22 protein-coding genes and 1 pseudogene are annotated in these 24,807 nt (G+C 70.4%); 4 read left to right on the forward strand and 19 right to left on the reverse strand.

What is annotated here, in order from left to right; genetic code table 11:
* Positions 1–31: 31 nt before the first annotated feature.
* Together nrdR and ACWEPG_RS17060 are read right to left on the reverse strand one after the other, a co-directional pair.
* A complete protein-coding gene (gene nrdR / locus ACWEPG_RS17055; RefSeq protein WP_450114346.1) occupies positions 32–547 on the reverse strand; it encodes a transcriptional regulator NrdR in 516 nt (171 codons plus the stop codon).
* A gap of 163 nt (positions 548–710) precedes the next feature.
* Complete coding sequence (locus ACWEPG_RS17060; RefSeq protein WP_450114345.1) at positions 711–1,223, reverse strand: LysM peptidoglycan-binding domain-containing protein; 513 nt, start codon at positions 1,221–1,223, stop codon at positions 711–713.
* Positions 1,224–1,650: 427 nt separating this feature from the next.
* Between ACWEPG_RS17060 and lexA the strand changes: the two genes are divergently transcribed.
* Entirely contained in the window at positions 1,651–2,376 is a 726-nt protein-coding gene (lexA, locus tag ACWEPG_RS17065; protein WP_450114344.1) for a transcriptional repressor LexA, read from the forward strand.
* A 76-nt stretch (positions 2,377–2,452) separates the two neighbouring features.
* Here lexA and ACWEPG_RS17070 read toward each other — a convergent pair whose 3' ends face one another.
* The 3 genes from ACWEPG_RS17070 to ACWEPG_RS17080 all read right to left on the reverse strand — a co-directional run bounded on the left by ACWEPG_RS17070 (position 2,453) and on the right by ACWEPG_RS17080 (position 6,461).
* Complete coding sequence (locus ACWEPG_RS17070; RefSeq protein ID WP_450114343.1) at positions 2,453–3,595, reverse strand: acyl-CoA dehydrogenase family protein; 1,143 nt, start codon at positions 3,593–3,595, stop codon at positions 2,453–2,455.
* A 205-nt stretch (positions 3,596–3,800) separates the two neighbouring features.
* Entirely contained in the window at positions 3,801–5,213 is a 1,413-nt protein-coding gene (locus ACWEPG_RS17075; protein ID WP_450114342.1) for an aldehyde dehydrogenase family protein, read from the reverse strand.
* 120 nt (positions 5,214–5,333) lie between these two features.
* Positions 5,334–6,461 (reverse strand): NDMA-dependent alcohol dehydrogenase, encoded by a 1,128-nt coding sequence (locus ACWEPG_RS17080; RefSeq protein WP_450114341.1) that lies wholly within the window; start codon positions 6,459–6,461, stop codon positions 5,334–5,336.
* Between the two features lie 162 nt (positions 6,462–6,623).
* On the opposite strand from ACWEPG_RS17080, the gene ACWEPG_RS17085 reads away from it, so the two are divergent.
* Positions 6,624–7,709: an AraC family transcriptional regulator ligand-binding domain-containing protein gene (locus ACWEPG_RS17085; protein WP_450114340.1), complete on the forward strand. Its 1,086-nt coding sequence runs from the start codon at positions 6,624–6,626 to the stop codon at positions 7,707–7,709.
* A 7-nt stretch (positions 7,710–7,716) separates the two neighbouring features.
* Here ACWEPG_RS17085 and ACWEPG_RS17090 read toward each other — a convergent pair whose 3' ends face one another.
* On the reverse strand, positions 7,717–9,006 hold the full coding sequence (locus ACWEPG_RS17090; RefSeq protein ID WP_450114339.1) for a uracil-xanthine permease family protein: 1,290 nt from the start codon (positions 9,004–9,006) through the stop codon (positions 7,717–7,719).
* A gap of 166 nt (positions 9,007–9,172) precedes the next feature.
* On the opposite strand from ACWEPG_RS17090, the gene ACWEPG_RS17095 reads away from it, so the two are divergent.
* Positions 9,173–9,811, forward strand: coding sequence for a pyridoxamine 5'-phosphate oxidase family protein (locus tag ACWEPG_RS17095; RefSeq protein WP_450114338.1), 639 nt, complete (start codon positions 9,173–9,175; stop codon positions 9,809–9,811).
* Positions 9,812–9,854: 43 nt separating this feature from the next.
* Here ACWEPG_RS17095 and ACWEPG_RS17100 read toward each other — a convergent pair whose 3' ends face one another.
* The 9 genes from ACWEPG_RS17100 to ACWEPG_RS17140 all read right to left on the reverse strand — a co-directional run bounded on the left by ACWEPG_RS17100 (position 9,855) and on the right by ACWEPG_RS17140 (position 19,802).
* Positions 9,855–11,033 (reverse strand): alpha/beta hydrolase, encoded by a 1,179-nt coding sequence (locus tag ACWEPG_RS17100; RefSeq protein ID WP_450114386.1) that lies wholly within the window; start codon positions 11,031–11,033, stop codon positions 9,855–9,857.
* Positions 11,034–11,097: 64 nt separating this feature from the next.
* Positions 11,098–12,108 carry a PHP domain-containing protein gene (locus tag ACWEPG_RS17105; RefSeq protein WP_450114337.1) on the reverse strand — a complete coding sequence of 337 codons (1,011 nt, stop codon included), beginning with the start codon at positions 12,106–12,108 and terminating at the stop codon, positions 11,098–11,100.
* 77 nt (positions 12,109–12,185) lie between these two features.
* Positions 12,186–13,523, reverse strand: coding sequence for an alpha/beta hydrolase (locus ACWEPG_RS17110; protein ID WP_452594838.1), 1,338 nt, complete (start codon positions 13,521–13,523; stop codon positions 12,186–12,188).
* A 93-nt stretch (positions 13,524–13,616) separates the two neighbouring features.
* A complete protein-coding gene (locus ACWEPG_RS17115; protein WP_450114335.1) occupies positions 13,617–14,708 on the reverse strand; it encodes a hypothetical protein in 1,092 nt (363 codons plus the stop codon).
* 53 nt (positions 14,709–14,761) lie between these two features.
* Positions 14,762–16,204, reverse strand: a complete 1,443-nt coding sequence (gene hflX / locus ACWEPG_RS17120) for a GTPase HflX (RefSeq protein WP_450114385.1) — start codon at positions 16,202–16,204, stop codon at positions 14,762–14,764.
* Positions 16,205–16,265: 61 nt separating this feature from the next.
* Complete coding sequence (gene dapF / locus ACWEPG_RS17125; protein ID WP_452594918.1) at positions 16,266–17,138, reverse strand: diaminopimelate epimerase; 873 nt, start codon at positions 17,136–17,138, stop codon at positions 16,266–16,268.
* Between the two features lie 80 nt (positions 17,139–17,218).
* Positions 17,219–18,085, reverse strand: a complete 867-nt coding sequence (locus tag ACWEPG_RS17130; RefSeq protein ID WP_452594839.1) for a TrmH family RNA methyltransferase — start codon at positions 18,083–18,085, stop codon at positions 17,219–17,221.
* A complete protein-coding gene (gene miaA, locus ACWEPG_RS17135; RefSeq protein WP_452594840.1) occupies positions 18,082–19,077 on the reverse strand; it encodes a tRNA (adenosine(37)-N6)-dimethylallyltransferase MiaA in 996 nt (331 codons plus the stop codon). The genes ACWEPG_RS17130 and miaA overlap by 4 nt, the downstream gene beginning before the upstream one ends.
* Positions 19,065–19,802 (reverse strand): class III extradiol dioxygenase subunit B-like domain-containing protein, encoded by a 738-nt coding sequence (locus ACWEPG_RS17140; protein WP_450114332.1) that lies wholly within the window; start codon positions 19,800–19,802, stop codon positions 19,065–19,067. The genes miaA and ACWEPG_RS17140 overlap by 13 nt, the downstream gene beginning before the upstream one ends.
* 220 nt (positions 19,803–20,022) lie before the next feature.
* Between ACWEPG_RS17140 and ACWEPG_RS17145 the strand changes: the two genes are divergently transcribed.
* Positions 20,023–21,378, forward strand: coding sequence for a DUF349 domain-containing protein (locus ACWEPG_RS17145; protein WP_452594841.1), 1,356 nt, complete (start codon positions 20,023–20,025; stop codon positions 21,376–21,378).
* 118 nt (positions 21,379–21,496) lie between these two features.
* Here the strand turns inward: ACWEPG_RS17145 and ACWEPG_RS17150 are convergent, their stop codons facing one another.
* From ACWEPG_RS17150 to ACWEPG_RS17165, 4 genes and pseudogenes are all read right to left on the reverse strand, one after another.
* Entirely contained in the window at positions 21,497–22,147 is a 651-nt protein-coding gene (locus ACWEPG_RS17150; protein ID WP_452594842.1) for an IMPACT family protein, read from the reverse strand.
* Positions 22,148–22,191: 44 nt separating this feature from the next.
* The gene (locus ACWEPG_RS17155; RefSeq protein WP_450114329.1) at positions 22,192–22,761 is read right to left on the reverse strand and encodes an Rv2732c family membrane protein; all 570 of its coding nucleotides are present in this window, start codon (positions 22,759–22,761) and stop codon (positions 22,192–22,194) included.
* Positions 22,758–24,284, reverse strand: a complete 1,527-nt coding sequence (miaB, locus tag ACWEPG_RS17160) for a tRNA (N6-isopentenyl adenosine(37)-C2)-methylthiotransferase MiaB (RefSeq protein ID WP_450114328.1) — start codon at positions 24,282–24,284, stop codon at positions 22,758–22,760. The genes ACWEPG_RS17155 and miaB overlap by 4 nt, the downstream gene beginning before the upstream one ends.
* Before the next feature lie 61 nt (positions 24,285–24,345).
* Positions 24,346–24,771: pseudogene (locus tag ACWEPG_RS17165) on the reverse strand (group III truncated hemoglobin); the annotation flags it as partial.
* Positions 24,772–24,807: the final 36 nt, after the last annotated feature.

The following is a 24,807-nucleotide window of genomic DNA, read 5'->3' on the forward strand; positions in this document are numbered from 1 at the left end:
TCCACCCGACCCCGATCCGCGGGAATCGGATCTAGGAGACGTCCTGCTTCTCCGACGCCCCCGCCTCGGACCGGCCCTCTGCCGCGGCCCGGGCGGACTCCTCCCGGTGCACCCGCAGGTCCTGGATCTCGCGCTCGAAATCCTCGGCGGACGAGAAGGATCGGTACACCGACGCGAACCGGAGATACGCGACCTCGTCGAGGTCGCGTAGCGGTCCCAGGATCGCGAGGCCGATCTCGTTGCTCGGGATCTCCGCGGACCCGCCGGCCCGCACCGCTTCCTCGACCTTCTGCGCCAACTGATAGAGCGCGTCGTCTGCGACGTCGCGACCCTGGCAGGCACGCCGCACACCGCGAACGACCTTCTCACGGCTGAACGGTTCGGTCACCCCACTGCGTTTGACCACGGACATGACCGCGGTCTCGACGGTGGTGAACCGACGCCCACACTCGGGGCAGGACCGGCGACGACGGATCGCCTGCCCCTCGTCCGCCTCCCGCGAGTCGACGACGCGCGAATCGGGATGCCGGCAGAACGGGCAATGCATGGCGAATCCTTCGTCTGAACCGTGCCGGCGGTCGCGCGACCCGGGAAACCCGAGGAAGTCATGCGTCCCCAGCAGTCCGGGCCCGTGCGATCCACTGGATGTGGTGGGGCCAACAAGGTTCGACAATACCGTCGCCTCGCTCTCGGCTGCGCGGTTCCCCTCCTCAGCCCGCCGACGAGACCGGCACGATCAGCGACTGACCCGGATGCAAGCCGGACCCGGACAAGGCGTTCAGTTCAGCGATTCGCGCCACCACCTGCTCGACCGCTCCACCCGGCACCACCCGCTCGGCCACGTCGCCGAGGGACTCGCCGGCACGTACCTGCACCACCTCGGTCCGGTCCGGCACCGAGTCGCCCGCCGTCCACTGCGCGAGACCGAAGAACCCGAACACCACCAGGGTCGCCGCCAGCGCGGCCACCACCATGGCACCCCACCCGACCTCCTGCCCGGTGCGGGCGTGCGGGACCCGGGAGACCGGAACCCTGGCCGCCCCGTACGCCAGCGGACGACCGCCCGGCCGACGCGTGTCGACGGACCGCCGGGTGCCGTGCCGAGGTCGCGGTGCCCGCTCGTCCTCCCAACGCTCGGCCACCCGGCGGGTGCCCGCCTCCCACCGGCGAGACCCCGGCCGGTCGCCGCCCGCAACGCCGTCGATGTCAATCGCAACGCTCATGAGAATCTCCGCCTGTCTGCCTGGTACTCCAGGTACCCCTGAACTGGTACTTCAGGCACCTCTGGACTGGAACTTCAGGTACCTCTGGTCTGGTACTCCAGGTACCTCTGGGTCAATACGTCAGAACAATCCACATGTCGTTCGATCACCCGTTCGAAAGAACGCATGTTCGAATTTCTACCACGCGCCTCCGGCAAAGTCCCGCATTCTTCGCGGGAATGTCGAACAGATGTTTGATAAGCACGGGATTTGCGTCTAGATTCGTGTCAGAAGCCACAACACGCCCACGCGTCACACCCGACCCGCTCAGCCACACCACGCGCACCACAGGCACCACCAGCTCCACAGGCAGCACCCACCGGCACCGGGCCCGACCGCATGGGCCCACCAGGACACACCGACGCGCACGACATCGAGGAGGCCCTCCATGAAGGACGACAGCTCCCGCGAAGGTTCGGCGGCCAGCGCAGGCCGACCCGACCCGACGGCGGGGCTAACGGACCGGCAGCGCCGTGTGCTGGAGGTGATCCGTTCGTCGGTCAGCGAACGCGGCTACCCGCCCAGCATCCGAGAGATCGGCGACGCGGTCGGGTTGACGTCGACGTCCTCGGTGGCCCACCAGTTGCGCACCCTCGAACGCAAGGGCTTCCTGCGCCGCGATCCGAATCGTCCTCGCGCGGTGGACGTACGCGGCCTCGACGAACCGGTGGCTGCCGCCGGCCAGCGGGCCGGGTCCGAGCAGTCCACCGCGGGTGCCGAGTCCGAGTCCGAGGCCCCGAAGCCGGCCTTCGTGCCGGTCCTCGGGCGCATCGCCGCGGGCGGGCCGATCCTCGCGGAGGAGGCGGTCGAAGACGTCTTCCCCCTGCCCCGGGAACTCGTCGGCCAGGGCTCACTGTTCCTGCTCAAGGTGGTCGGCGAATCGATGATCGACGCCGCGATCTGTGACGGCGACTGGGTCGTCGTGCGGCAGCAGTCGGTGGCGGAGAACGGCGACATCGTCGCCGCAATGATCGACGGCGAGGCGACCGTGAAGACGTTCAAGCGCACCAAGGGTGAGGTGTGGCTGATGCCACACAACGAGCTGTTCGAGCCGATTCCCGGCAACGACGCGCAGATCCTCGGCAAGGTCGTCACGGTGATGCGCAAGATCTGAGTGGGCCGAAAGCCATCGGGGCCGTGACGAATGTCCGTCACGGCCCCGATGGTGCCCCTCACACAGGTCTCGCGGTCTACAGGTTGAGCCCCCGGCCGATGATCTCCTTCATGATCTCGGTGGTGCCGCCGTAGATGGTCTGCACCCGGGAATCCATGTACGCCTTGGCGATCGGGTACTCCCGCATGTAGCCGTAGCCACCGTGCAGCTGCAGGCAGCGGTCGATCAGCTCGACCTGCTTCTCGGTGGTCCACCACTTGGCCATGGCGGCCTCCTGGACGGTGAGCTTGCCCTCGTTGAGCAGTTCGATGGACTTGTCCACGAAGACCCGGGCGATCTGGGTTTGCGTCGCTAGGTCGGCGAGCTCGAACCGGGTGTTCTGGAAACTGCCGATCGACTTTCCGAACGCCTTCCGGTCACGGCAGTACTGGATCGTCGACTCGAGCACCGACTCCATTGCGGCCGCCGCAACCACGGCGATCGAGAGGCGTTCCTGCGGCAGGTTCTTCATCAGGTAGATGAAACCCATCCCCTCCTCGCCGAGCAGGTTCGCCGCGGGCACCCGCACATCGGTGAAGCTCAGCTCGGCGGTGTCCTGCGCCTTGAGACCGATCTTGTCGAGGTTCCGGCCCCGTTCGAAGCCGTCCATGCCGCGTTCGACGACCAGCAGGGAGAACCCCTGCGCACCCTTTTCCGGGTCGGTCTGCGCAACGACGACGACCAGGTCGGCGTTGATGCCGTTGGTGATGAACGTCTTGGAGCCGTTCAGGATCCAGTGGTCGCCGTCCTTGACCGCACGGGTCTTGATGCCCTGCAGGTCCGATCCGGTACCGGGCTCGGTCATCGCGATCGCGGTGATGATCTCACCCGAACAGAACCCGGGCAGCCAGCGTCGCTTCTGCTCCTCGGTGGTCAGGTCCATCAGGTACGGCGCGACGACATCGTTGTGCAGCATGAAGCCGATTCCGCTGAAGCCGCGGCGAGTGGTCTCTTCGGTGATGATGGCGTTGTAGCGGAAATCGTGAACCCCGCCGCCGCCGAACTCCTCCGGCACCGCCATGCCGAGGAAACCCTGCTCGCCGGCCTTCTTCCAGACCTCGCGGTCGACGATGTTCTGTTCCTCCCACGCATCGTGGTGGGGTGCGACCTCGAGGTCGAGGAATTTGCGGTAGGACTCGCGGAAGAGTTCGTGCTCGGGCTCGAAGAGAGTGCGTTCCATGCGCCCAGGCTAGGGCTCGACCCGGTGCGGGTCGATGACCCGAACGAGCAGAAACTGTGACCGACACGACACTTCTCGCACCCTGGTGCCACCGGCCTCCCACCACACGGGTTCGTCTCGTGGTGGCTCGCGAACGCGACTCCACGGCAGGTCTCACGCAGTCGGTGCACCGCCGCCGGCCGACGCCGGCGGCGGCCGCCGCATGTCACCGCTGAATTGCCTTGACCTCCAGGAACTCCTCGAGCCCGTACACACCTGCCTCGCGGCCGTTTCCGGACTGCTTGTAACCACCGAACGGCGCGTTGACGTTGAAGGCGCCGTCGTTGATCTGCACCTGTCCGGCACGGATCCGGCGGGCCACCTTCTCCGCGCGCTCCCGGGATCCGGACCAGACCGCTCCGGCCAGACCGTAGTCGGTGTCGTTGGCCAGTCGGATCGCGTCCTCCTCGCTGTCGTACGCCTCGATCGCGAGCACCGGTCCGAAGATCTCCTCGCGGTGGATCGTCATGTCCGGGGTGACGTCCGAGAACACCGTCGGCCGCACGAAGGCACCGGGCGCATCGGTGTCGGTCGCACCGCCGGTCACGACGCGGGCGCCCTCGTCGATCGCGGTTCGGATGTAGCCGAGCACCCGCTGCTGCTGGGCACGCGAGGACAGCGGACCGACCGCGATCCCCTCGTCCGCGGGGTCCCCGACCGGCAGCGCCTCGGCGCTCGCCTTCGCCAGTGCCTCGACCTCGGCGAGCCGGTCGCGCGGCACCAGCATGCGGGTGAGCGCGGTGCACGTCTGACCCGAGTTCATCATCATCGCCCGAACGGACGACGGGACGGCCGTCGCGAGGTCGGTGTCGTCGAGGATGACGTTCGGGCTCTTGCCGCCGAGTTCGAGCGAGACCTTCTTGAGGTTCCCGGCGGCCACCTCGGACACGCGCCGCCCCGCCCGGGTCGACCCGGTGAAGCTGACGATGTCGACATCGTCGTGGGCGGCGATCGCCTCGCCGACCTCGGCACCCGAACCGAACACGATGTTGAAGACACCCGGGGGGAAGCCGACCTCGTCGATGATCTCGGTGAGGATGATCGCGCACAGCGGGGTGACCTCGCTGGGCTTGACGACGACGGTGTTCCCGGCGGCGAGACCGTACGCGGCCTTCAGCGCGATCTGGTGCAGCGGATAGTTCCACGGCGTGATCGCTCCGAGCACACCGAACGGTTCGCGGGCGATCGTGGATCCGCGGTACTCGCTCTCGAACCGGTAGTCGCGCACGATGTTCGCGGACTCGGCGAAGCTGTTGATCGGCAGCGGAATCTGAATCGCCCGTGACACCGCGATCGGGCATCCCATCTCGGTGGAGATCGTGCGGGCTATCTCCTCCGCACGCTCGATCAGCTTGCCGGCGACGGCGGCGAGGAGATCGGCGCGCTGCGCCACCGGCGTCGCGGCCCAGGCCGGGAACGCGGCCCGGGCGGCCGCGACGGCGGCGTCGACGTCGTCGCTGGTGCCCGCGACGACCTCGGCGATCACCTCGTCGTCGGCCGGATTCGTCACGGGGATCCGCGTCGTTCCGCTCGAGACGGTCCACTTGCCGTCGATGTAGTTCTTGTCGTGGATCTGCATCGGGAGGTGCTCCGGCTTCTCTGCGTCTGTACTGGGGGTGGCGGCCGATCGGGGCTCGGCCCTCATCGGAACTCGGTGGTCGCCGAGCTCAGCGGTCGTCGGACTCAGCGGTCGTCGGACTCAGCGGTCGTCGTCCGAGTAGACGACGATGCCGCGCAGGTTCTTGCCGTCGAACATGTCCTGGTAGCCCTGATTGATGTCCTCGAGGCGGTACCGGGTGGTGACGAGTTCGTCGAGCTTGAGCTGCCCCGTGCGGTAGAGGTCGAGCAGCTTGGGTATCTGGGTGCGGGGTCCGACGCCGCCGAAGATCGCGCCCTGCACACGCTTCTGCAGCAGAGTCAGCTCGAACAGGTTGAGATCGACCGTCGACTGACTGAAGTCACCCATGCCGGTGACGACCACCTGGCCGCCCTTCCCGGTCAGGCTCAGAGCCTGCTGAATGTGTTCGCCCTTGATCTCACCGACGGTGATGATCGAGACCTGCGCCATTGCCCCCCAGGTGAGTTCGGGCAGCTCGGCGGCCGCTTCCGCGACGGAGGCGTAGGTGTGGGTGGCCCCGAACTCGAGTGCCTTCTTGCGCTTGAAGTCCACGGGATCGATCGCGATCACGAAGCGTGCACCGGCGAACCTGGCGCCCTGGACCGCGTTGATGCCGACACCGCCGACGCCCATCACGACCACGGTGTCCCCGGGTCGGGTGTTGCCGATCTCCGTCGCCGACCCCCAGCCGGTTGACACGCCGCACCCGAGGAGAGCCGCGGTCTCCAGCGGGATGTCCTTCTCGATCTTGACGACCGATGCCTGGCTGACCGTCACGTAGGGCGCGAAGGTGCCGAGCAGGCACATCTGGATCACCGGCCGGCCGTCCCTGGTGACGCGGAAGGTCTTGTCCGCGATGGACTGTCCGGTCAGCAGCCCGGCGCCTTCGTCGCACAGGTTCTGCAGACCGGTCGCGCACGACGGGCAGGTGCCACACGCCGGGATGAACGCGAGCACGACGTGGTCGCCCTCCTCGATCCCGCTGACGCCCGGCCCGACCTTGGTGACCACACCGGCACCCTCGTGGCCGCCGAGGACGGGCATGAACGGCACCGGACTGCTTCCGGCCACCACGTGCGCGTCCGAGTGACACAGCCCCGATGCGGCGAGCCTCACCTGTACCTCACCGGCGACCGGATCCCCCAACTCGACCTCGGAGATCTTCCAGGGTGCACCGACTTCCTCGACGACCGCAGCCTTGACCTTCATGCAACGCCTCCGTTCGATTGTGACTTGGCTCACCTGTTCGACACCGTAGAGCGCGCACTCCGAATCGGCCAGGACAGTCGAGGCCACAACGCGACCGTTCCGGCCACCAACCCCCGATTCGGCCTCGTTGACGGAGCGACCACGGTCGGTGAAACTGGCGGAATGATCCCCGGGGCCGCCGTCCGGCGCGAACTCTCACCGGAACCGGCGCAGGCCTCGAACAGGGTGATCGCGGCCATCACCGACCCGTGGGACCACCCACGCACCGTGGTGTCCGTCGCGATCATGTGCGAATGGGCCCACGCCAAGGGCATTCCGGTCGAGACGCTGCTGCGGGGCACGCGAATCGATGCGGCGGCGCTCACCGACCCCGAAATCCTCGTCGAGGCGTGCCAGGAGGTGGCGGTGATCCGGAACCTCGTGGCCGCGATGGGCAACCGGCCCGGCGTCGGCGTCGAACTGGGCCGGCTCTACCGCCTGACCGCGTACGGCTACCTCGGATTCCTCTTCACCGCATCCGCGTCCGCCCGCGAGACCGTCGAACGCGGCCTCCACTTCGCGCTGCTCACGTTCGCTTTCACCACGATGACGGCCCGGATCGACGCTGACGACCGCTACGTGCTGACCCTCGAGGCGGACGACGTGCCCGAGGACATCCGGCGGTTCCTCGTCGAACGCGACATGGCCGCCGTCCTGCAGATCCACCGGGACATCTTCCCCGGCCGCGACCAGGTGCCGCTGCGCGAGATCCGGCTCGCCACAGACGAACCCGGCTCCACCGCGGTGTACGACGACTACTTCCGCGTGCCGGTCACCTTCGGGCACCCACGCAGCGAGGTGGTCCTGGACGCGGCGTATCTCGACCAGGTCCCACCGATGGCGAACACCCACACCACACAACTGCTGGTCGCGCAGTGCGAGCGGATCCGCGCCGAACGACTGCACCACACAGGCGTGGCCGCGCGGGTGCGCGCACACCTGCTCGACCGGTCGTCACTGGACCTGACGCTCGAGGACGTGGCGTTCCGGTTGCACTGTGCACCGCGGACACTGCGCAGGTACCTCGAGCACGAAGGGACGTCGTTCCGCGAACTGCTCGACGGGGTCCGCCGCAACGTCGCCGAGAGCCTGTTGCGCGAACACACCGTGCCGCGGCACGAGATCGCCCAACGTCTCGGATACCGCGACTGGTCCAGTGTGCTCCGGGCGCAGCGCCGCTGGCGCGCCGGTGACCGAGTGCGCGGATGAGGTGCCGTCAGCGGCGCCACCTGGCCAGCGCCCGCATCAGCGGGTAGCCGACGAGGATGCCCACCGAACCCCAGGCGATGCCACCGAGTTCGACGGACCCGATCGACAGGGTCAGGTCGCCGATCCCGGCCACCAGCGCGGCCGCCACCACCGTCAGATTCACCGGATCGGTGAAGTCGACCTTCGCGTCGGACCAGATCCGCACACCGAGGATGCCGATCAGGCCGTACAGCACCAGCGTCGCGCCGCCGATCACGCCGTCGGGCACGGTGAACACCAGGGCACCGAACTTCGGCGAGAACGCGAGGACCACCGCGGTCGCCGCGGCGACCCAGTACGCGGCGGTCGAGTAGACGCGCGTCGCGGCCATCACGCCGATGTTCTCGGCGTAGGTCGTCGTGCCCGATCCGCCGCCTGCCCCGGCGAGGGTGGTCGCGAGGCCGTCCGCGAACAACGCGTCACCGGCGATCGAGTCGAGGTTGCGTCCGGTCATCGCGGAGACCGCCTTGACGTGACCGACGTTCTCGGCGATCAGGACGATCACGACCGGCAACGCGAGCGCGATCACCGACCAGCGGAATTCCGGTCCGTGCAGGTGCGGAACGCCGATCCACGCCGCCTCCCGCAACGCGTCCACCCTGTCCTCCGCGAGGCCCCCGGTGACCGCGGCGAACACCCAGCCGATCACCACGCCCGCGAGAATGCCGAGCCTGCCGAGCAGTCCGGGACCGATCGCGGTGACGACGAGGACCGCGACCAGCGTGACCGCGGCGATCAGCGGCTGGGCCTCGAAGGACCCGACCGCCGCCGGGGCCAGGTTCAGGCCGATCAGCATGACCACGGCACCGGTCACGATCGGCGGCATCACCGCGTCGAGCACGCGTGCTCCTGCGAGCTTCACCGCCAGCCCGACGAGCATCAGCACCACGCCGACGGACATGACCGCTCCGAGCTGGGCGGCGGGCCCGTCCGCGGCGGCGGCGGTGAGCGGGGCGATGAACGCGAACGACGACCCCAGGTAGCTGGGCACCCGTCCGCGGGTGATCAGCAGGAACAGCGCGGTGCCGATGCCCGAGAACAGAAGCGTCGTGGTGACCGGGAACCCGGTGATCGTCGGCACCAGCAGCGTCGCCCCGAACATGGCGATCACGTGCTGCATTCCGATGCCCACCGTTCGGGGCCAACTGAGTCGTTCGTCGGGCGCGACAACGGCTCCGTCGGTGATCGTCTTGCCATCTCCGTGCAGGCTCCACCCCAGTCCGGCGGTGCGTGCGGGGGCCGTTTCTCGCTTGGTCACGACGCAAATTCTGTCACGGCGCGATAGCCGAGAAACGGCCAGGTCGACGGCGGACACGCCGTGCGTCGTGGGCAAAGGACGAACCGCTGCGGCAGGTCCACGGCCCGGCTAGCGTTGTCGCGTCCACACCCGGCGCCTGCGGGGTCCGAGCGTTCCGAGGAGTTGCATGACCATTCGTGACACGGTGGGGAGTGTCGGCGAACATGAACTGCAGCGCGAGTACGGCACCGTCGAACGCGCGGCACGGTTCTATTCCGATCAGGTCCTCGCACACCTGAACCCGGAGATGATCGAGTTCACGTGCCGCCAGGAGATGATGTTCGTCGCGACCTCGGATGCGCGGGGGGAATGCGATTCGTCGTTTCGCGCTGGAGCACCGGGATTCATCCATGTCATCGACGCGCACACCCTGGCCTATCCCGAGTACCGCGGCAACGGGGTGATGGCCAGCCTCGGCAACATTCGGGAGAATCCCCACGTCGGCATCCTGATGATCGACTTCGTGCGCGACCTCATCGGCCTGCACGTCAACGGCCGGGCCCGCATCGTCGACGATCCGGCGTTGCGTGCACAGGTACCCGACCTTCCCGAAGACCACACCGGCGGACGCGCCCCCGAACTCTGGGTGGTCGTCGACGTGGAGGAGGCGTACATCCACTGCCGCAAGCACATACCGCAGATGGCACCGGTGGCACGGACACGGGACTGGGGCACCGACGACAGCCGCCGCAAGGGCGGCGACTACTTCGACGCGAAGGCCACCAGCGCCGAGGTCCCTCGGGTCACACCGGCGGCGTCCGCCTGACGTCCGCGACGCCGGCCGTGCGCCGCGGTCGCCGACCGGAGGGTCAGCTGCCGAACGACGGTGCGGGCGGCGTGCCGTCGAAGAGGTCCCGCACGAACGGCACGGTGTCGGCCAGGGACGCGGCCATGGTGCCGCTGTGGTCGGTCGGGTAGGTCTTGAACGTCACCGGCTCCCCGTTGCGGGCGAGCGTGGCGCCGAGCTGCAGCGTCGAGGGCATGATGATGTCGGTGTCCCGCAGGCCCTGACCGATGAAGAACGGCTTGTCGTAGCCCGTTTCGGGAATGCCCATGTAGTCGGTGAGCAGTCCGTGCACGTTCGGGATCGACGAGAGCGGCTTCACGAACAACGACCCGAGCACCAGGCCGCGCACCGACTCCTCGAACGGCCCGATGCACTCGGTCTCGGCCCTCGCCATCCATGACCTGCCCTCGTCGCTGAGCAGCGACGGGATGCTCGCCTCGGGGTGCGCGGCGTTCAGGCCCGCGAGGATGTAGAGCGCGTACGCGGTGAGGCCTGCGGGCAGCGCGACCGGCGGCACCCCCGGCCCGGCGAGCGCGACGATGTTCTCGATGTAGGCGGGCACGCCGGTCCCGACCGCGCCGCGGTAGTCCAGCGTGGGCCCGCCGAATTCGGTGGCGTGGCGCGCGGTCGTGATGGCGGCGCCGCCACCCTGCGACTGGCCGATGGTCACCCACCTGTTCGACAGGCCGGGCTGTGCGTTGCGGCCGGCCTTGACCATGTCCACGACGCTGTGGGCCTCGGCCTTGCCGTCCAGGTAGGGCATCGTGCCGGGTGTGCCGAGGCCGGCGTAGTCGCTGGCGACGATCGCGTAGCCCTGGGACAGCCAGGTTCCCAGGTAGGCGAAGTCGCGGTCGCGGGCGGCCGGTCCCGCCACCGACGGTGCGCAGTCGTCACCGAGTCCGACGGTGCCGTGCGCCCACGAGATCACCGGCCAGCCACCCTCGGGCGCCGGCCCGGCGGGCAGGAAGACGGTGCCGGTGCTGAGCGCGGGCTCGCCGTTCGCCCCGGTGGTCCAGTAGGTGAGCTTCTCCGCGTGGGCGGTTCCGGGGTACCAGAGATCCTGCGGCAGCGCGGCCGTCGAGGTGACGGTGCCGGGCGCGGCGGCCTCCGGCACGGCGTGGGCGGGCGCGGCGCCGAACAGCGCGGCGGCGACCGCGAGCGTGAGGCCGAGTGCACGAGCGCGGGTGGATCCGGTCACGATTGCTCCTTCTCGCGGCGGGGCCGTCACCGGACGCGACCGGCACCAGGGGTCACCCGGGTCTCGGTCAGGCGACTGTCCAGGACAGTAGCTCGTCCGCAGGCCAGGTGTTCACGATCCGGTCCTCCGGCACTCCGCACGCCTGCGCGCGCTCGCAGCCGTAACCCTGGAAGTCGAGTTGGCCGGGCGCGTGCGCGTCGGTGTCGATCGCGAACAGGCAGCCGCGTTCGAGGGCGAGCCGGATCAGCCGCGACGGCGGGTCGCGGCGTTCGGGACGGCTGTTGATCTCGACGGCGGTGTCGAACCGACTGCACGCCTCGAACACCACCTCCGCGTTGAACGCGGACTCGCGGCGGGTACCCCGCCCGCCCTCGACGAGCCGGCCGGTGCAGTGCCCGAGCACGTCGACGAGCGGATTCGCGACCGCCCGCACCATCCGCCGGGTCATCGCGTCGGACTCCATCGCCAGCTTCGAGTGCACGCTCGCGACCACGACGTCCAGCTCGGCGAGCAGGTCCGGATCCTGGTCGAGGCTGCCGTCGTCGAGGATGTCGACCTCGATCCCGGTCAGGATCCGGAACGGGGCGAGCTCCGCGTTGAGTTCGGCGACGACGTCGAGCTGGCGGCGCAGCCGCTCGGCGGTCAGCCCGTTGGCGACGGTCAACCGCGGCGAGTGGTCGGTCAGTGCGCAGTAGTCGTGCCCGATCAGGGCGGCACGATGCATCATCTCGGCGATCGGGCTGCCTCCGTCCGACCAGTCGGAGTGGGTGTGCAGGTCGCCGCGAAGCGCGGCGAGCAGCTCGCGGCCGCCCTCCCCGATCTGCTTGGCGGCGTTCTCGACCTCGGTGAGGTACGCAGGCACCTGCCCGGACCACGCCTGCGCGATCACCGCCGCCGTCTTCGGCCCGATGCCGGAGAGGGCAGTCCAGGTGTCCGTGCGGCCGAGCCGGTCCCGCTGCTGCGGCGACAGCTCCTCGACGATGTCCGCCGCGCGGCGGTAGGCCCGCACCCGGTGGGTCTCCGCCCGCCCGCGTTCGAGCCAGTACGCGATCTCCCGCAACGCCTCGACGGGGTCCATGCCGTCCATCCTGTGGCATCGCCGGCCCGACTGCCACCGCGCCGAGCCGGTCCGGCAGAACCCTGCCGCGCGGTGGGTCAGGAGTCGGCGACCAGGTGGGTACGAGCCGCGATCCAGCCCAGTTCGCCCGCGAAGGCCGGCGCCCACACGTCACCGCTGTGCGGACCCGGCAGTTCGTAGTAGCGCACGTCCAGGCCCGCAGCCCGGGCCGCGGCGTACATGCGGCGCTGCTGCGGTCCGTACTCGTCGTCGTCCGCACCCGCCACGAACACCCCCGCGATGTCCGGAGCCGCGCCTCGTCCCAGCTCGTCCCGGGCGCTGACCGCCGCGAACGCGGACTCGTCGCCGCCGAAGGTCGCGGCAACCGTCTCCGCGTGGTCGCCGAGGGACGGTTCGTCCTGCCCGGAGATGTCGAGGAAGGTCGGGTAGACGTCGGGCCGGTTGACGGCCAGCTGCACCGAGCAGGTGCCGCCGTAGGAGTAGCCGCCGATCGCCCACGACCGGGGGTCGGCACTGACCTGCAGCTGCGTGTGCGCCCATTCCGGAACGTCGACCGCGAGGTAGGTCTCGACGTTGCCGAGCCGTGAGTCCAGGCACAGGGGTAGCGCGTCGTCGCCGCCGAGCGCGTCCGGCACGATCACCACCGGCGCCAGCCCGTCGTGTGCCGCCGCGAATGCGGACACCGTCTCGGCCAACGCCATGTCGAGCCAGTCCTCGGGTCGGCCGGGGTTACCGGCGACGAGCACCAGCACTGGGAGCAGCGGCCGCGGCGAGTCCAGATATGCCGGCGGTAGGTAGACGAGCGCGGGCCGGGCCGCGAAACCGGAACGTCCGCCGGGGATCTGCGCGTGCGTGAGCAGTCCGTCCCGGGCGGCGCGCAGCGGCGGCTTCCAGACCCGCGACACGGGGGTACCTGCCTGCACCCGCTGCTGCGGTCCGGGCACCTCACCGAAATCGACGTAGCGCACCGCCGCCGGCGCGCGGTGGCCAAGCAGTGAACCCGCGGTCGGGTAACGCCCGCTGTCCCGGTTCACCACCGCGACCGCGGACCCCGCCAGTGTCACGGCCGCAAGAGCCGCCACCGCGGGCACCAGGACTCGACGTGAGCCGGCGGACACCGCCGTCGCGACCGCCACGCACACCCCGGTGACACCCAGCACGACCGCTGTGACCCCGACACCGCTGAGCTGCAACGGAAGTGGACGGCCGGCCGCCCACACCGCGGACAGCACCATCACCACACCCAGAGGTGCCGCGACGGCGGCGCGGCGCAGTTCCCGCCGCGGCAACCGGCGCGCGAGCCCGAGGAGCGCAAGGACCGCAAACGTAGCGGCGACCGTGACGGCAACCGTGGCCGTCGGGCCGATCAGCGACAGTCGCGACAGCGACCGCAGCAGGACGTGAATGTCGGGCACCGCGCCAGTATCCGCCGGTCGGTGCCCCGAACCGAATCGGACAGCGGACGATTCGGGCAGGTGGGACGAACCGCAGCGGACCCGGTTGCGGGTTCAGGCTCCCCGGCGGGCCCGATACAACACGGCGGCTCCGAGCGTGGCGGCGCCGACCCCGACGCCCGCAGCGACCACCGCGCTGGTGTTCGTGCCGCCCGCGCTCGCCGCGACCGGCTGCGCGACGGGCTGCACTGCGGGCAGCGGCACCAGCGCGGTCGCCCCGCGCAGGATCTGGATCGGTGGCAGCGCACCGCCGTTCGACTCGGACGCGCTGAGCAGGTCGCCGTCCGGAGTGAACGCGATCGCCTCGCCCTGCGGCTGGTTCGGCATCGGGACGCGCACCGGCGTCGCGGTTGTCAGCGCGGCCACGATGTCGCCGTCGGGCGCCGGGTAGAGGTAGATGTCGGTGTAGGTGCGGACCGCGACGACCCGACCGTCGGCGCTGACCGCGCCGCCGGTGATCAGGATCGACCCCGCGACCGGCATCGGGCTGCCGGGCGTGTCGGTGGGCGCGTAGGCGAGCTGTCCGACGCGCTCCAGCGGCGCCGGTCCCGGACCGAGCTCGTCGAGGGTGGCGCCGCCGGCCGGGCGATAGATCCCGCTGGCCGCGAGCACCTCCTTGGTGACGATCACCGGCCGGCCGTCCCTGCCGACGAGCAGCGTCTCCGCGTCGTGCGGGCCGTCGGGGTACGTGAGCAGGTGCATGGCACCGGCGCCGGTTGCAGGGTCCACGTCGGTCAGCGACACCTGCTGGCGCACCTTGTTGTTGTCGCCGGTGTCCGAGAGCCACAGCCGACCGTCGGACAGGGCCATGTCCTCGACGTCGACCGGGGTGGGTGGCACCGGCACCGTGTCGATGACCTGGCACTGGTTGTCGAGCACCCACACCCTGTCGTCGGTGCCACTGTCACCGATCGCATGGATTTTGTCGCCGGTGGCAGCCAGACCGGAGATCTCGGAGAGGCCGGACTCGGTTGGCGTACACAACGTCTCGAACGTCGCGTCGACGGCGTCGGACCCCGTCGACGATCCGGTCGAGCCGCCCGAACCCTGGGCGGTGGCCGGGGCCGCCGTCAGGATCGCCGACCCGACCACCGTCAGCGCGAGCGCCGCCATCCGTCTCCGCACCGCGGCGTTCGATCCGGTCATCCTCGAGTTCTCCTCAGCGTCGCGGGGTTCCGACGGCGGTGCCGTCGCGGTACTCACGCGGCGCTGTGACGGAACTGTTCCAGGGCGGAGGCCAGCGCCGGCGGCACCTTCGCCTGGATCAGTGTGCCCTCCACCTCGTGTGTTGAGCCGAGAATTCGCCCATCCGAGTGAATTCGGGCCACCAGATCGCCGCGCGTGTACGGCACGAGGACCTCGACCTCGACCTCCGGCGGACTCACCAGGTTCGCGAGGGTGGCCCGCAGATCCTCGATGCCCTCCCCCGTCCGGGCGGAGACGAACCTCGCGCCCGGCAGCAGGCCGCGCAGCTGGGTGAGGGTGATCGGGTCGGCGGCGTCGATCTTGTTGACCACCAGCAGTTCCGGCGGTGCCGGGGCGTCCGATTCCCGCAGGACCTCGGTGATGACCTCCCGGACCGCCTTGATCTGATCGGTCGGCAGCGGATCGGAACCGTCGACGACGTGCAGCAGCAGGTCGGCGTCCGCGACCTCCTCGAGCGTCGACCGGAACGCCTCCACGAGCTGCGTGGGCAGGTGCCGGACGAATCCGACGGTGTCGGTCAGCACGTACTCGCGGCCGTCCGGAAACTCTGCCTTGCGGGTGGTCGGGTCCAGGGTCGCGAACAGCGCGTCCTGTACCAGGACGCCGGCGCCGGTCAGGGCGTTGAGCAGACTCGACTTGCCTGCGTTGGTGTATCCGACGATCGCGACCGACGGGATGTCGCTGCGCAGCCGCCGGGTGCGCTTCGTGTCGCGGGCACCCTTCATCTCCTTGATCTCGCGGCGCAGCTTCGCCATCCGCTCCCGGATCCGCCGCCGATCGGTCTCGATCTTCGTCTCGCCCGGTCCGCGCGTTCCCACGCCGCCGTCCTTGCCGGCGCGGCCGCCCGCCTGTCGCGACATCGACTCGCCCCAACCGCGCAGCCGCGGCAGCATGTACTGCATCTGCGCCAGCGCGACCTGCGCCTTGCCCTCGCTGGACGTGGCGTGCTGGGCGAAGATGTCGAGAATCAGGGCGGTGCGGTCGATCACCTTGACCTTGACGACCTTCTCCAGCGCATTGAGCTGAGCGGGAGTGAGCTCGCCGTCGGCGATGACGGTGTCGGCGCCGGTCGCGAGAACCACCTCACGCAGTTCACCGGCCTTGCCAGACCCGATGTACGTGGCCGCATCCGGCTTGTCGCGGCGCTGGACGAGGCCCTCGAGGACCTCCGATCCGGCGGTCTCCGCAAGAGCGGCGAGTTCGGCCATGCTGGCCTCGGCCTGGGTGGCGGTGCCGGAGGTCCAGACCCCCACCAGCACCACCCGTTCGAGGCGCAGCTGCCGGTACTCGACCTCGGTGACATCGGTGAGCTCGGTGGACAGGCCCGACACTCGGCGAAGCGCGCTGCGCTCGTCGAGCTGCATCTCACCCACCGACGGATCGTGGCCGGAAACACCGGCGGGCCGATCATCGTGGTGGTCGGTGTCGTGAGTCATTTCGTCTGAATTCGTCATACCCCGCCATCGTCCCACGGACGGCCCCCGCGGTGCATCCGCATTACCCGCCGAGAGACGACCACCAGGTCTCGTCCAGGCTGCCGGAAGCGACCAGGACCGACGGCCCCCGCAGGGTCGCCTTGCCGGACTTGACGGCGACACGCACCTCACCGCCGGGCACCCGGACCTCGACCTCGCCCTCGGACCTGCCCGCGGCGCGCAACGCCGCGGCCGCCGCGGCGACGGTTCCGGTGCCACAGGAACGGGTCTCCCCCACCCCGCGCTCGTACACGCGCATGTCCACGGCGCCGTCGGCGAGCGCGGTGAGGATCTCGATGTTCACGCCGTGCTCGAAGAAGTCGGCGTCGAAGTCGGGGGCGACCGTCAGGTCGAGTGCCGCCAGAGACTCGGCGGTCAGGTCCTCGACCACGCACGCCAGGTGCGGGTTCCCGACGTCGATGCCGAGACCGCTGAACTCGGTGCCCGCGACCGTGGCGGTGGAGGTCCCGAGTTCCTTGACCACACCCATGTCGACGGTCACGTCGGCGGTCGCGCCGTCGAGGCCGTGCACCACGACCGGGCGCGCACCTGCCCGGGATCCGACGACGAACTCGTCGGCGAGTTCGAGCCCGGACGCCCGCAGGAAGTGCGCGAACACCCGGACCCCGTTGCCGCACATCTCGGCGATCGACCCGTCGGCATTGCGGTAGTCCATGAACCAGTCGTCCACGCCGACACCCTTCGGCAGGGCGTCCAGCACCCCGGCCTCCTTCAGCACGCCCGCCCGCGCGACCCGCAGCAACCCGTCGGCGCCGAGCCCGCTGCGCCGGTCGCACAGCGTCGACACCCGCGCCTCGGTCAGGTCGATCGTCGCCTCCAGGTCGGGCAGCAGGACGAAGTCGTTCTCCGTCCCGTGGCCCTTGCTGAACTGCATGGCGGCCGTGCGACCCACGCCGGGCATCGTCGCCGCCGCCCCGAACAGGCTCATCCGCGCGGCCAGGTGATCGGCGATGTTCATCGGGTGCCCCCCACCGCGGTCATCCGCTGTCGCGTGACCTCGTACAGGCACACCGCACCGGCCGACGGCGCGCCGAGCGAACTCGCGGCGCCGCCGATCGGAATGCTGACGGTGACGTCGCAGGCGCCGCGCCAGGCGGCGCTCATGCCACGGGTCTCGTTACCGATCACCAGGATCGTTCCACCTCTCAGGTCGTGGTCGGCGATCGTGACAGCGCCGTGCTCGTCGGTGCCCACGATCTGCATCTCCATCTTCTGGCGGCCGCGGAAGGCGACCACTTCGTCGGGGTCGGCGGCGGTGAACACCGGCATTGCGAACAACGAACCGGTGGACGCGCGCACGCACTGCGGGTCGAACGGGTCCGTGGCGTGCCCGGTGACCACCACCGCGTCCGCCCCGAACGCGTCGGCGCTGCGGATCAGAGTACCCAGGTTGCCGGGCGACGACGGCCGGTCGAACACCACCAGTAGCGGCGCCCGCTCACCGCGGCGCAATGTCAGCGCCGACAGCGGTCGCATCCGGGTTTTCGCGACCGCGATCAGCTCCGGCGCCGATTCCGACCTCTCACCCAGTTCGGCAAGCAGTTCGCCCGCTACGCCGACCGTCTCGCCCGACCACCGCTCGAGGGCGCCGCGGGCCCATTCGGACAGCGGCGGGCCGTCCACGCGGAACAGCAGCGTCTCGACGGGCCACTCGTGCTCGAGTGCCAGGGTCAGCGGCCGGACGCCCTGGATCAGGAACCGCCCTGCCTTTGTCCGCTTCGCCCGGGTGGTCAGGTACGACTGCCACTGCTGGAACCGGGCGTTGCGCACCGTCACCCGGGGCTGCCCACCCGGCGTCCGGCGCGCCGTCTTCTTCGTCACTGCTCCTCCACGACCGATTGTTCATCCACGCTCGACAACTCCTCCACGACGGGCGGTGCCTGCACGACGGGCGGTGCCTGCACGACGGCCAGGGCCACGTCGACCAGGTCCGGCCTCGCCGCGTCCAGCCACCGCACGCGCTGGTCCCGCCGGAACCACGACCGCTGCCTGCGCACGTACCGGCGGGTGCCGATCAGGGTGCGCATCCGGGCCTCGTCGAGGTCGTACTCCCCGTCGAACGCCGCGAGTACCTGCGCGTAGCCGATCGCCCGCGGCGCGGTGACCCCCTCCCGCAGGCCGGCCGCGACAAGCGTCTCGACCTCGTCGACGAGTCCCGACTCGAACATCAGCCGGGTCCGCAGCTCGATCCGCTCGTCGAGCTCGGCGGTGTCCCGGTCGACTCCGATCACGCGCGTCCCCCACCGCGGCTCGCCGATCGTGGGGGCCGACGCGGCGAACGGGCGCCCGGTCAGCTCAACCACCTCGAGGGCGCGCACCATCCGGCGGCCGTCGGTGGGCAGGATCGTCGCGGCGGCCTGTGGGTCGACCCGCGTCAGTTCCGCGTGCACGCCCGCCACCCCCCGCTCGGCGAGCACCGCCTCCCACTTCGCGCGGACCTGCGGGTCGGTCGCCGGGAACTCCCAGTCGTCGAGCAGCGACTGCACGTACATCATCGATCCGCCCACGATCACCGGCACCGCGCCGCGGGCCAGGATCGCCTCGACGTCGGCGCGGGCGGACTGCTGGTACCGGGCGACCGTGGCGGTCTCGGTGACGTCGAGGACGTCGAGCTGGTGGTGCGGGATGCCTCGCCGCTCTGCGACCGGCAGCTTGGCCGTGCCGATGTCCATGCCCCGGTACTGCTGCATCGCATCGATGTTGACGATCTCGCCGCCGAGCCGCTGCGCGAGGGCGAGCCCGAGATCGGACTTTCCGGTCGCGGTCGGACCGACGACCGCGACCGGCCTCGAGGTGTCGGTCACGGCAGCCACAGCCCCACGTGGTAGCCGACGCCGTACGGGGCGCCCTGGTAGTCGGTGCGGCACTTCCTCGGCGTGCGGCCGAACAGCGCGGCCAGGACCTGCCAGGCGGGGCGGCCGGCGATGCCGAGATCGGCACAGGCGACGGGGTCCAGCTGGGCGAGGTACTCGACGTCGCCCTCCGCGAGCGCGTGATCGAGCTCGGCCTGCGCGACGGGCGCGCGGTCGTCGTAGGCGCCGGGCGCCTTCGGGGTCAGCGTGTTCGCACCGTCGGCGACGACCAGGACAGCGCGCGGGCGCGGGTCGGCGTCCAGCTGCTTCCGCAACCGGGCACCGAGTTGGGCGCAGTACACCGGAGACGTGTCGGGGGCGACCAGGATCGTCTCGATCTCGGTGCCCGGCGCCCCTGGATTTGCCGAGCGGACGGCCCCGCGCAGCCAGCCGGCGATCAGCGCGGCGAGCGGCAGATTCGGATCGGCGACGCCCTGCTCGCCGGCCGCCCCCAGGGCCACCCGCACGTCGGCGCCGTACCCGCGGAAGGTGCCGCGTGCCGCGGCGGGAACCTCGGCCTCCGTGGCTCCGACCCCGATCGCGGTCCACGTCGGAGCGAGTCCGGCCAGCTCACCGGCGACATCGAGGGTGGCGGCACGCAGGTCGGCGGTCTCTGTCGCCGCCGCGCCCGCGAGTTCGGGAATCAGCAGGGGCGGGGAGGAGACCAGGGCTGCGGCGGTGAACACACCGGCCAACGGTAGTCGCCACCCGTCGCGGTTCCACCACCAGATCCGTCCTTTGCGCGCACGCCGCATCCCGCGCAATCCCTACTCTCGCGGTCCAAGCTGTTTCAATGGTCCTGACACCTTGTTCCGGGTTGAATGGGACCAGCGCGCGCAGACGTGAGGATCGGCGTGCGACGAACGAGGCAGCGGCAGCCGTGACGCGCGGCAGAGATGAGGAGTCATGACCGACAGCAGCGCACCCAAGCCCGGCGCCCCGAAGCCGGGCGCTCCCAAGCCGGGCGCCCCCAAGCCGGGCGCCGCGAAACCCGGTCCCGCGAAACCCGCTGCCCCCGCCGCCGTGCACGCACCGGCGGTGACGCCGCCGAGCGATCCGAGCCGATTCGGACGCGTCGACGAGGACGGCACCGCCTGGGTCACGACCGCGGACGGCGAGCGCCAGATCGGGTCGTGGCAGGCCGGCGACGCCGCCGAGGGGCTGGCCCACTTCGGCCGCCGCTACGACGACCTGGCCACCGAGGTGAGCCTGCTCGAAGCCCGCCTGACCTCCGGCTCCGGCGACGCGCGCCGGACCCGCACCGCGGCGGCCGCGCTGGCCGAGTCCCTGCCGACCGCGGCCGTCATCGGCGACATCGACGCCCTGGCCAAGCGCCTGGACGCCGTCATCGCCGGCTCTCAGGAGGCCGCCGAGGCGGAGAAGGCCGAACGCGAACACGAACGCGAGGAGCACACCCACCGCAAGGAGGAACTGGCCGCCGAGGCCGAACGGATCGGCGCCGAATCCACCCAGTGGAAGGCCGCAGGCGACCGGCTCCGCGAGATCCTCGAGGAGTGGAAGTCCATCCGGGGTGTCGACCGCAAGCTCGACGACGCGCTGTGGAAGCGGTACTCGAAGGCCCGTGAGGCGTTCAACCGCCGGCGCGGCGCCCACTTCGCCGAACTCGACCGCGAGCGCGCCGCGGCGAAGACCCGCAAGGAAGAACTCTGCGAACGCGCCGAGGAGCTGAAGGACTCGACCGACTGGGGTCCGACCGCATCCGCGTTCCGCGATCTGCTCACCGAGTGGAAGGCCGCCGGACGCGCACCGCGCGAAGCGGACGACGCGCTGTGGAAGCGGTTCAAGGCGGCACAGGACGTGTTCTTCGGCAACCGCAACGCCGCCGCGTCCGAGCGGGACGCCGAGTTCGAGGAGAACGCCACCGCCAAGGAGGCACTGCTCGGCAGCGTCCACATCGACCCGGCCAAGGACCTCGACGGCGCCCGCGCCGCCCTGCGGGACCTGCAGGAGAAGTGGGACGAGATCGGCAAGGTCCCCCGCGAGAAGATGCACGACCTCGAAGGCCGGCTGCACGCCATCGAGAAGAAGGTCCGCGACGCCGCCGACTCGCAGTGGCGGCGCACCGACCCGGAGGCGATGGCGCGTGCCGCCCAGTTCCGGGAGCGGGTCGCGCAGTTCGAGGAGCAGGCCGCGAAGGCCACCGCGGCAGGCAAGACGAAGGACGCCGAGAAGGCCCTCGCCCAGGCCCGGCAGTGGCGGGAATGGGCCGACGCCGCCGAGGGCGCCGTCAGCGACCGATAGACGGCACCGCCGTCAGCGACCGATAGACGGCACCGCCGTCAGCGACCGATAGACGGAACCGCCGTCCGTGAGTGAATCTCGCCCCGGTCGGGTGGGGCCCCTCTGGGGAAAGATTCACTCACCGGCGCGGCAGCTCGGAATCCACCCAGCGGACGCCCGCCGGGACGAGTTCCGACGCGCCGGCGGTGAGTTCCGCGACGGCGGCCGCCAGGTGCTCGGGATCCCGGGTCGCGAGAGTGAAGGTGACCCTGGCGCCGTACGCGGTGTCGACAACCGCAACCCCGCGCCCCCGCAGGTCCGCCTCGACCCGGCCCGCGGTGTCGTGGCCGACCTCAAGGGACAGCAATTCGAGGCGTTCCCGGCTCAGCCACCGTGACGACCCGGCGGCGGCGTCGACCGCGGCGGCCACCGCACCCGAGTAGGCACGCACGAGCCCGCCCGCGCCGAGCTTGATCCCGCCGAAGTACCGCGTCACGACCACCCCGACGTCCACCAGCTCCCGAGCCCGGAGCACCTGGAGCATCGGCACCCCGGCCGTGCCACCGGGTTCGCCGTCGTCACCCGACCGCTCGGCCCGGTCCGACTGCTCGTTACCCGTGACGTAGGCCCAGCAGTGATGTCGCGCGTCGGGATACAGGCGCCGCTGATCCTCCAGGAAGTCCTGCGCCTCGGCCGGGCTGTCGACACGCCGCAGCGCCGCGATGAAGCGGGAATGCCTGACCTCGGTCTCCACGACCACGTCGGCTCCCGCGGGCAGGGTGAAAGGCACGATTCGACTCCTTCGAGCCCGACGTCACTCCCGCCCGGGGACCGTCAGCGATCCCCCCAGATGAGGTTGTTCTGGTCACCCTCCGCGGTCTTGCGACGCCGTTCCTCCTCCGCCGCCAGCTGGAGCGCGGTGCGCTGCCACACCACGTGCACCCAGTGGAAGGTCAGCACCATGATCAGGACCCACCCGAGAATCAGGCCGATCCCGGGCCCACCACCGGGTGAAGAGGCGTCGAGGGTCTGCCGGGACCAGATCGCCAGCATGCCGAACACGCTGGCCACCGCCGATCCGGCGACCGAGATCCACGCCAGGACCCAGCGCCGGGTCACCAGCGCGAGCATGCCGAAGACGATCCCGAACACCAGCGTCAGCCAGACGAACACCCGCGACGGGAGGGCGATGTCCTCGGCCAGGGCGGCGTCGTTACCGACCAGGACGTCCCAGCCCTTCGCGCCCCCGGTGTGCGGCAACGCGAACGTCGCCATCAACGCGAGGATGCCGACCGCGACGACGAGTGCCCGCATGCCGGGGTCGATCTCGCGCGCCACCTTCTTCTCGGCGGCGTCGATGTCCTTGCGGTATTGCTCGATGGGGTCGGGCTCGTTGTTGCTCATGCTCCACATCCGGTCACGGTCGGCAGCGGCGCGGGCGCGCCGATCTGCGGGAGTCCCAGGCCGACCCCGATCGGCGGGGTCTTCGGGGTGATGCCGCGTTCGTGCGAGTCGCCGGCCCGGGTCCGACGGTGGCCGAGCACCGGACCGTCGGCGATCAGGTGGTGCGGCGCGGCGCCGGTGACGACAGTGGTGATCACGTCGCCGGGACGGACCTGCCCGTCCAGCCGGCCCTCGGGACGGAAGTGCACCAGGCGGCCGTCGCGGGCGCGACCGCTCATCCGCAGCGTCTCCGCGTTCTTGCGGCCCTCACCGGCGGCGACCAGCAACTCGACCTCGACACCGACCAGCTTCTGGTTCTCCTCGAGGGTGATCTGCTCCTGCAACTCGATCAGCCGGTCGTAGCGTTCCTGCACGACCTCCTTCGGGAGCTGCTCGTCCATCTCCGCGGCCGGGGTCCCGGGACGCTTGGAGTACTGGAAGGTGAAGGCGCTGGTGAACCGCGCCTGCCTGACGACGTCGAGGGTGGCCTGGAAATCCTCCTCGGTTTCGCCGGGGAAGCCGACGATGATGTCGGTGGTGATCGCGGCGTGCGGCATGGCCGCACGGACCTTCTCGATGATGCCGAGGAACTTGGTGCTGCGGTACGACCGCCGCATCGCCTTCAGGACACGGTCCGAGCCGGACTGCAGCGGCATGTGCAGCTGCGGGCACACGTTCGGGGTGGCGGCCATCGCCTCGATGACGTCGTCGGTGAACTCGGCGGGATGAGGGGACGTGAACCGGACCCGCTCGAGGCCCTCGATGTCGCCGCAGGCGCGCAGCAGCTTCGCGAACGCGCCTCGGTCCCGCGGCGCTTCCGGGTCGGCGAACGAGACGCCGTAGGCGTTGACGTTCTGACCGAGCAGGGTCACCTCCAGCACGCCCTCGTCCACCAGGGCCTGTACCTCGGCGAGGATGTCGCCGGGCCGGCGATCCACCTCCTTGCCGCGCAGCGCAGGCACGATGCAGAACGTGCAGGTGTTGTTGCAGCCGACGGAGATCGACACCCAGCCGGCGTAGGCGGACTCCCGCTTGGCGGGAAGGGTCGACGGGAACGCCTCGAGCGAGTCCAGGATCTCGACCTCGGCCTGCTGGTTGTGCCGCGCCCGGTCGAGCAGGGCGGGCAGCGATCCGATGTTGTGGGTGCCGAACACCACGTCCACCCACGGCGCCTTCTTGACCACGGTGTCGCGGTCCTTCTGGGCGAGGCAGCCACCGACGGCGATCTGCATGCCCGGGTGTGCGTCCTTCGTCGGGCGCAGGTGACCGAGGGTGCCGTACAGCTTGTTGTCGGCGTTCTCCCGGACGGCGCAGGTGTTGAACACCAGGAGGTCGGGGTCGGTGCCGGGCACGGCCTTGGTGTAGCCGGCGTCCTCGAGCAGACCGGACAGCCTCTCCGAGTCGTGCACGTTCATCTGGCAGCCGAAGGTGCGGACCTCGTAGCTACGGGGTGCTGTCGAGGTCTCGGGGTCGATCGTGTCCACCCCACCAGGGTACGGCCTGACCGGGAGCACCCCTCACCGCGTCCGGAACCGCCTCGACCACCCCGGTCGGCATCGCTGCCGCCCCGGTCCGGACCGCCTCGGCCGCGAGGCTGGGCAGACCCGCCAGCCGGCGGTGCATCGCGGTGGCGATCCGTTGCCCCTGCAGCTTTGCCCGGTCCGCGACCGGCCCGGTGTACAGCTCGTCGACCGCCTCGCGCCAGAGCAGCAGCCAGCGGTCGAAATGCTCGCCGTCGAACGGGTGCCGTTCGTACGCCTGCCGGTGGATCCGGAACAGACTGCCCCGGTACGTGCCTGCGGAGAACAGGATCGTCTCCCAGAAGTCGCACATCACTGGCAGGTGCGACTCGAGTCCCTGTTCGCGCACCTCCGTGAACGGTTCCGCCAGCAACTCGTCGACCAGGGCGCGGCCGTAGAAGCAGCGGAGCAGCACGTCGATCTCGGCGCGGGTCGTGAGGTCACCGGCCACGGGCGTCGCCCTTCCCCGGAACGCGGCGTGCACCGG

The organism is Rhodococcus sp. NPDC004095 (assembly GCF_053604015.1).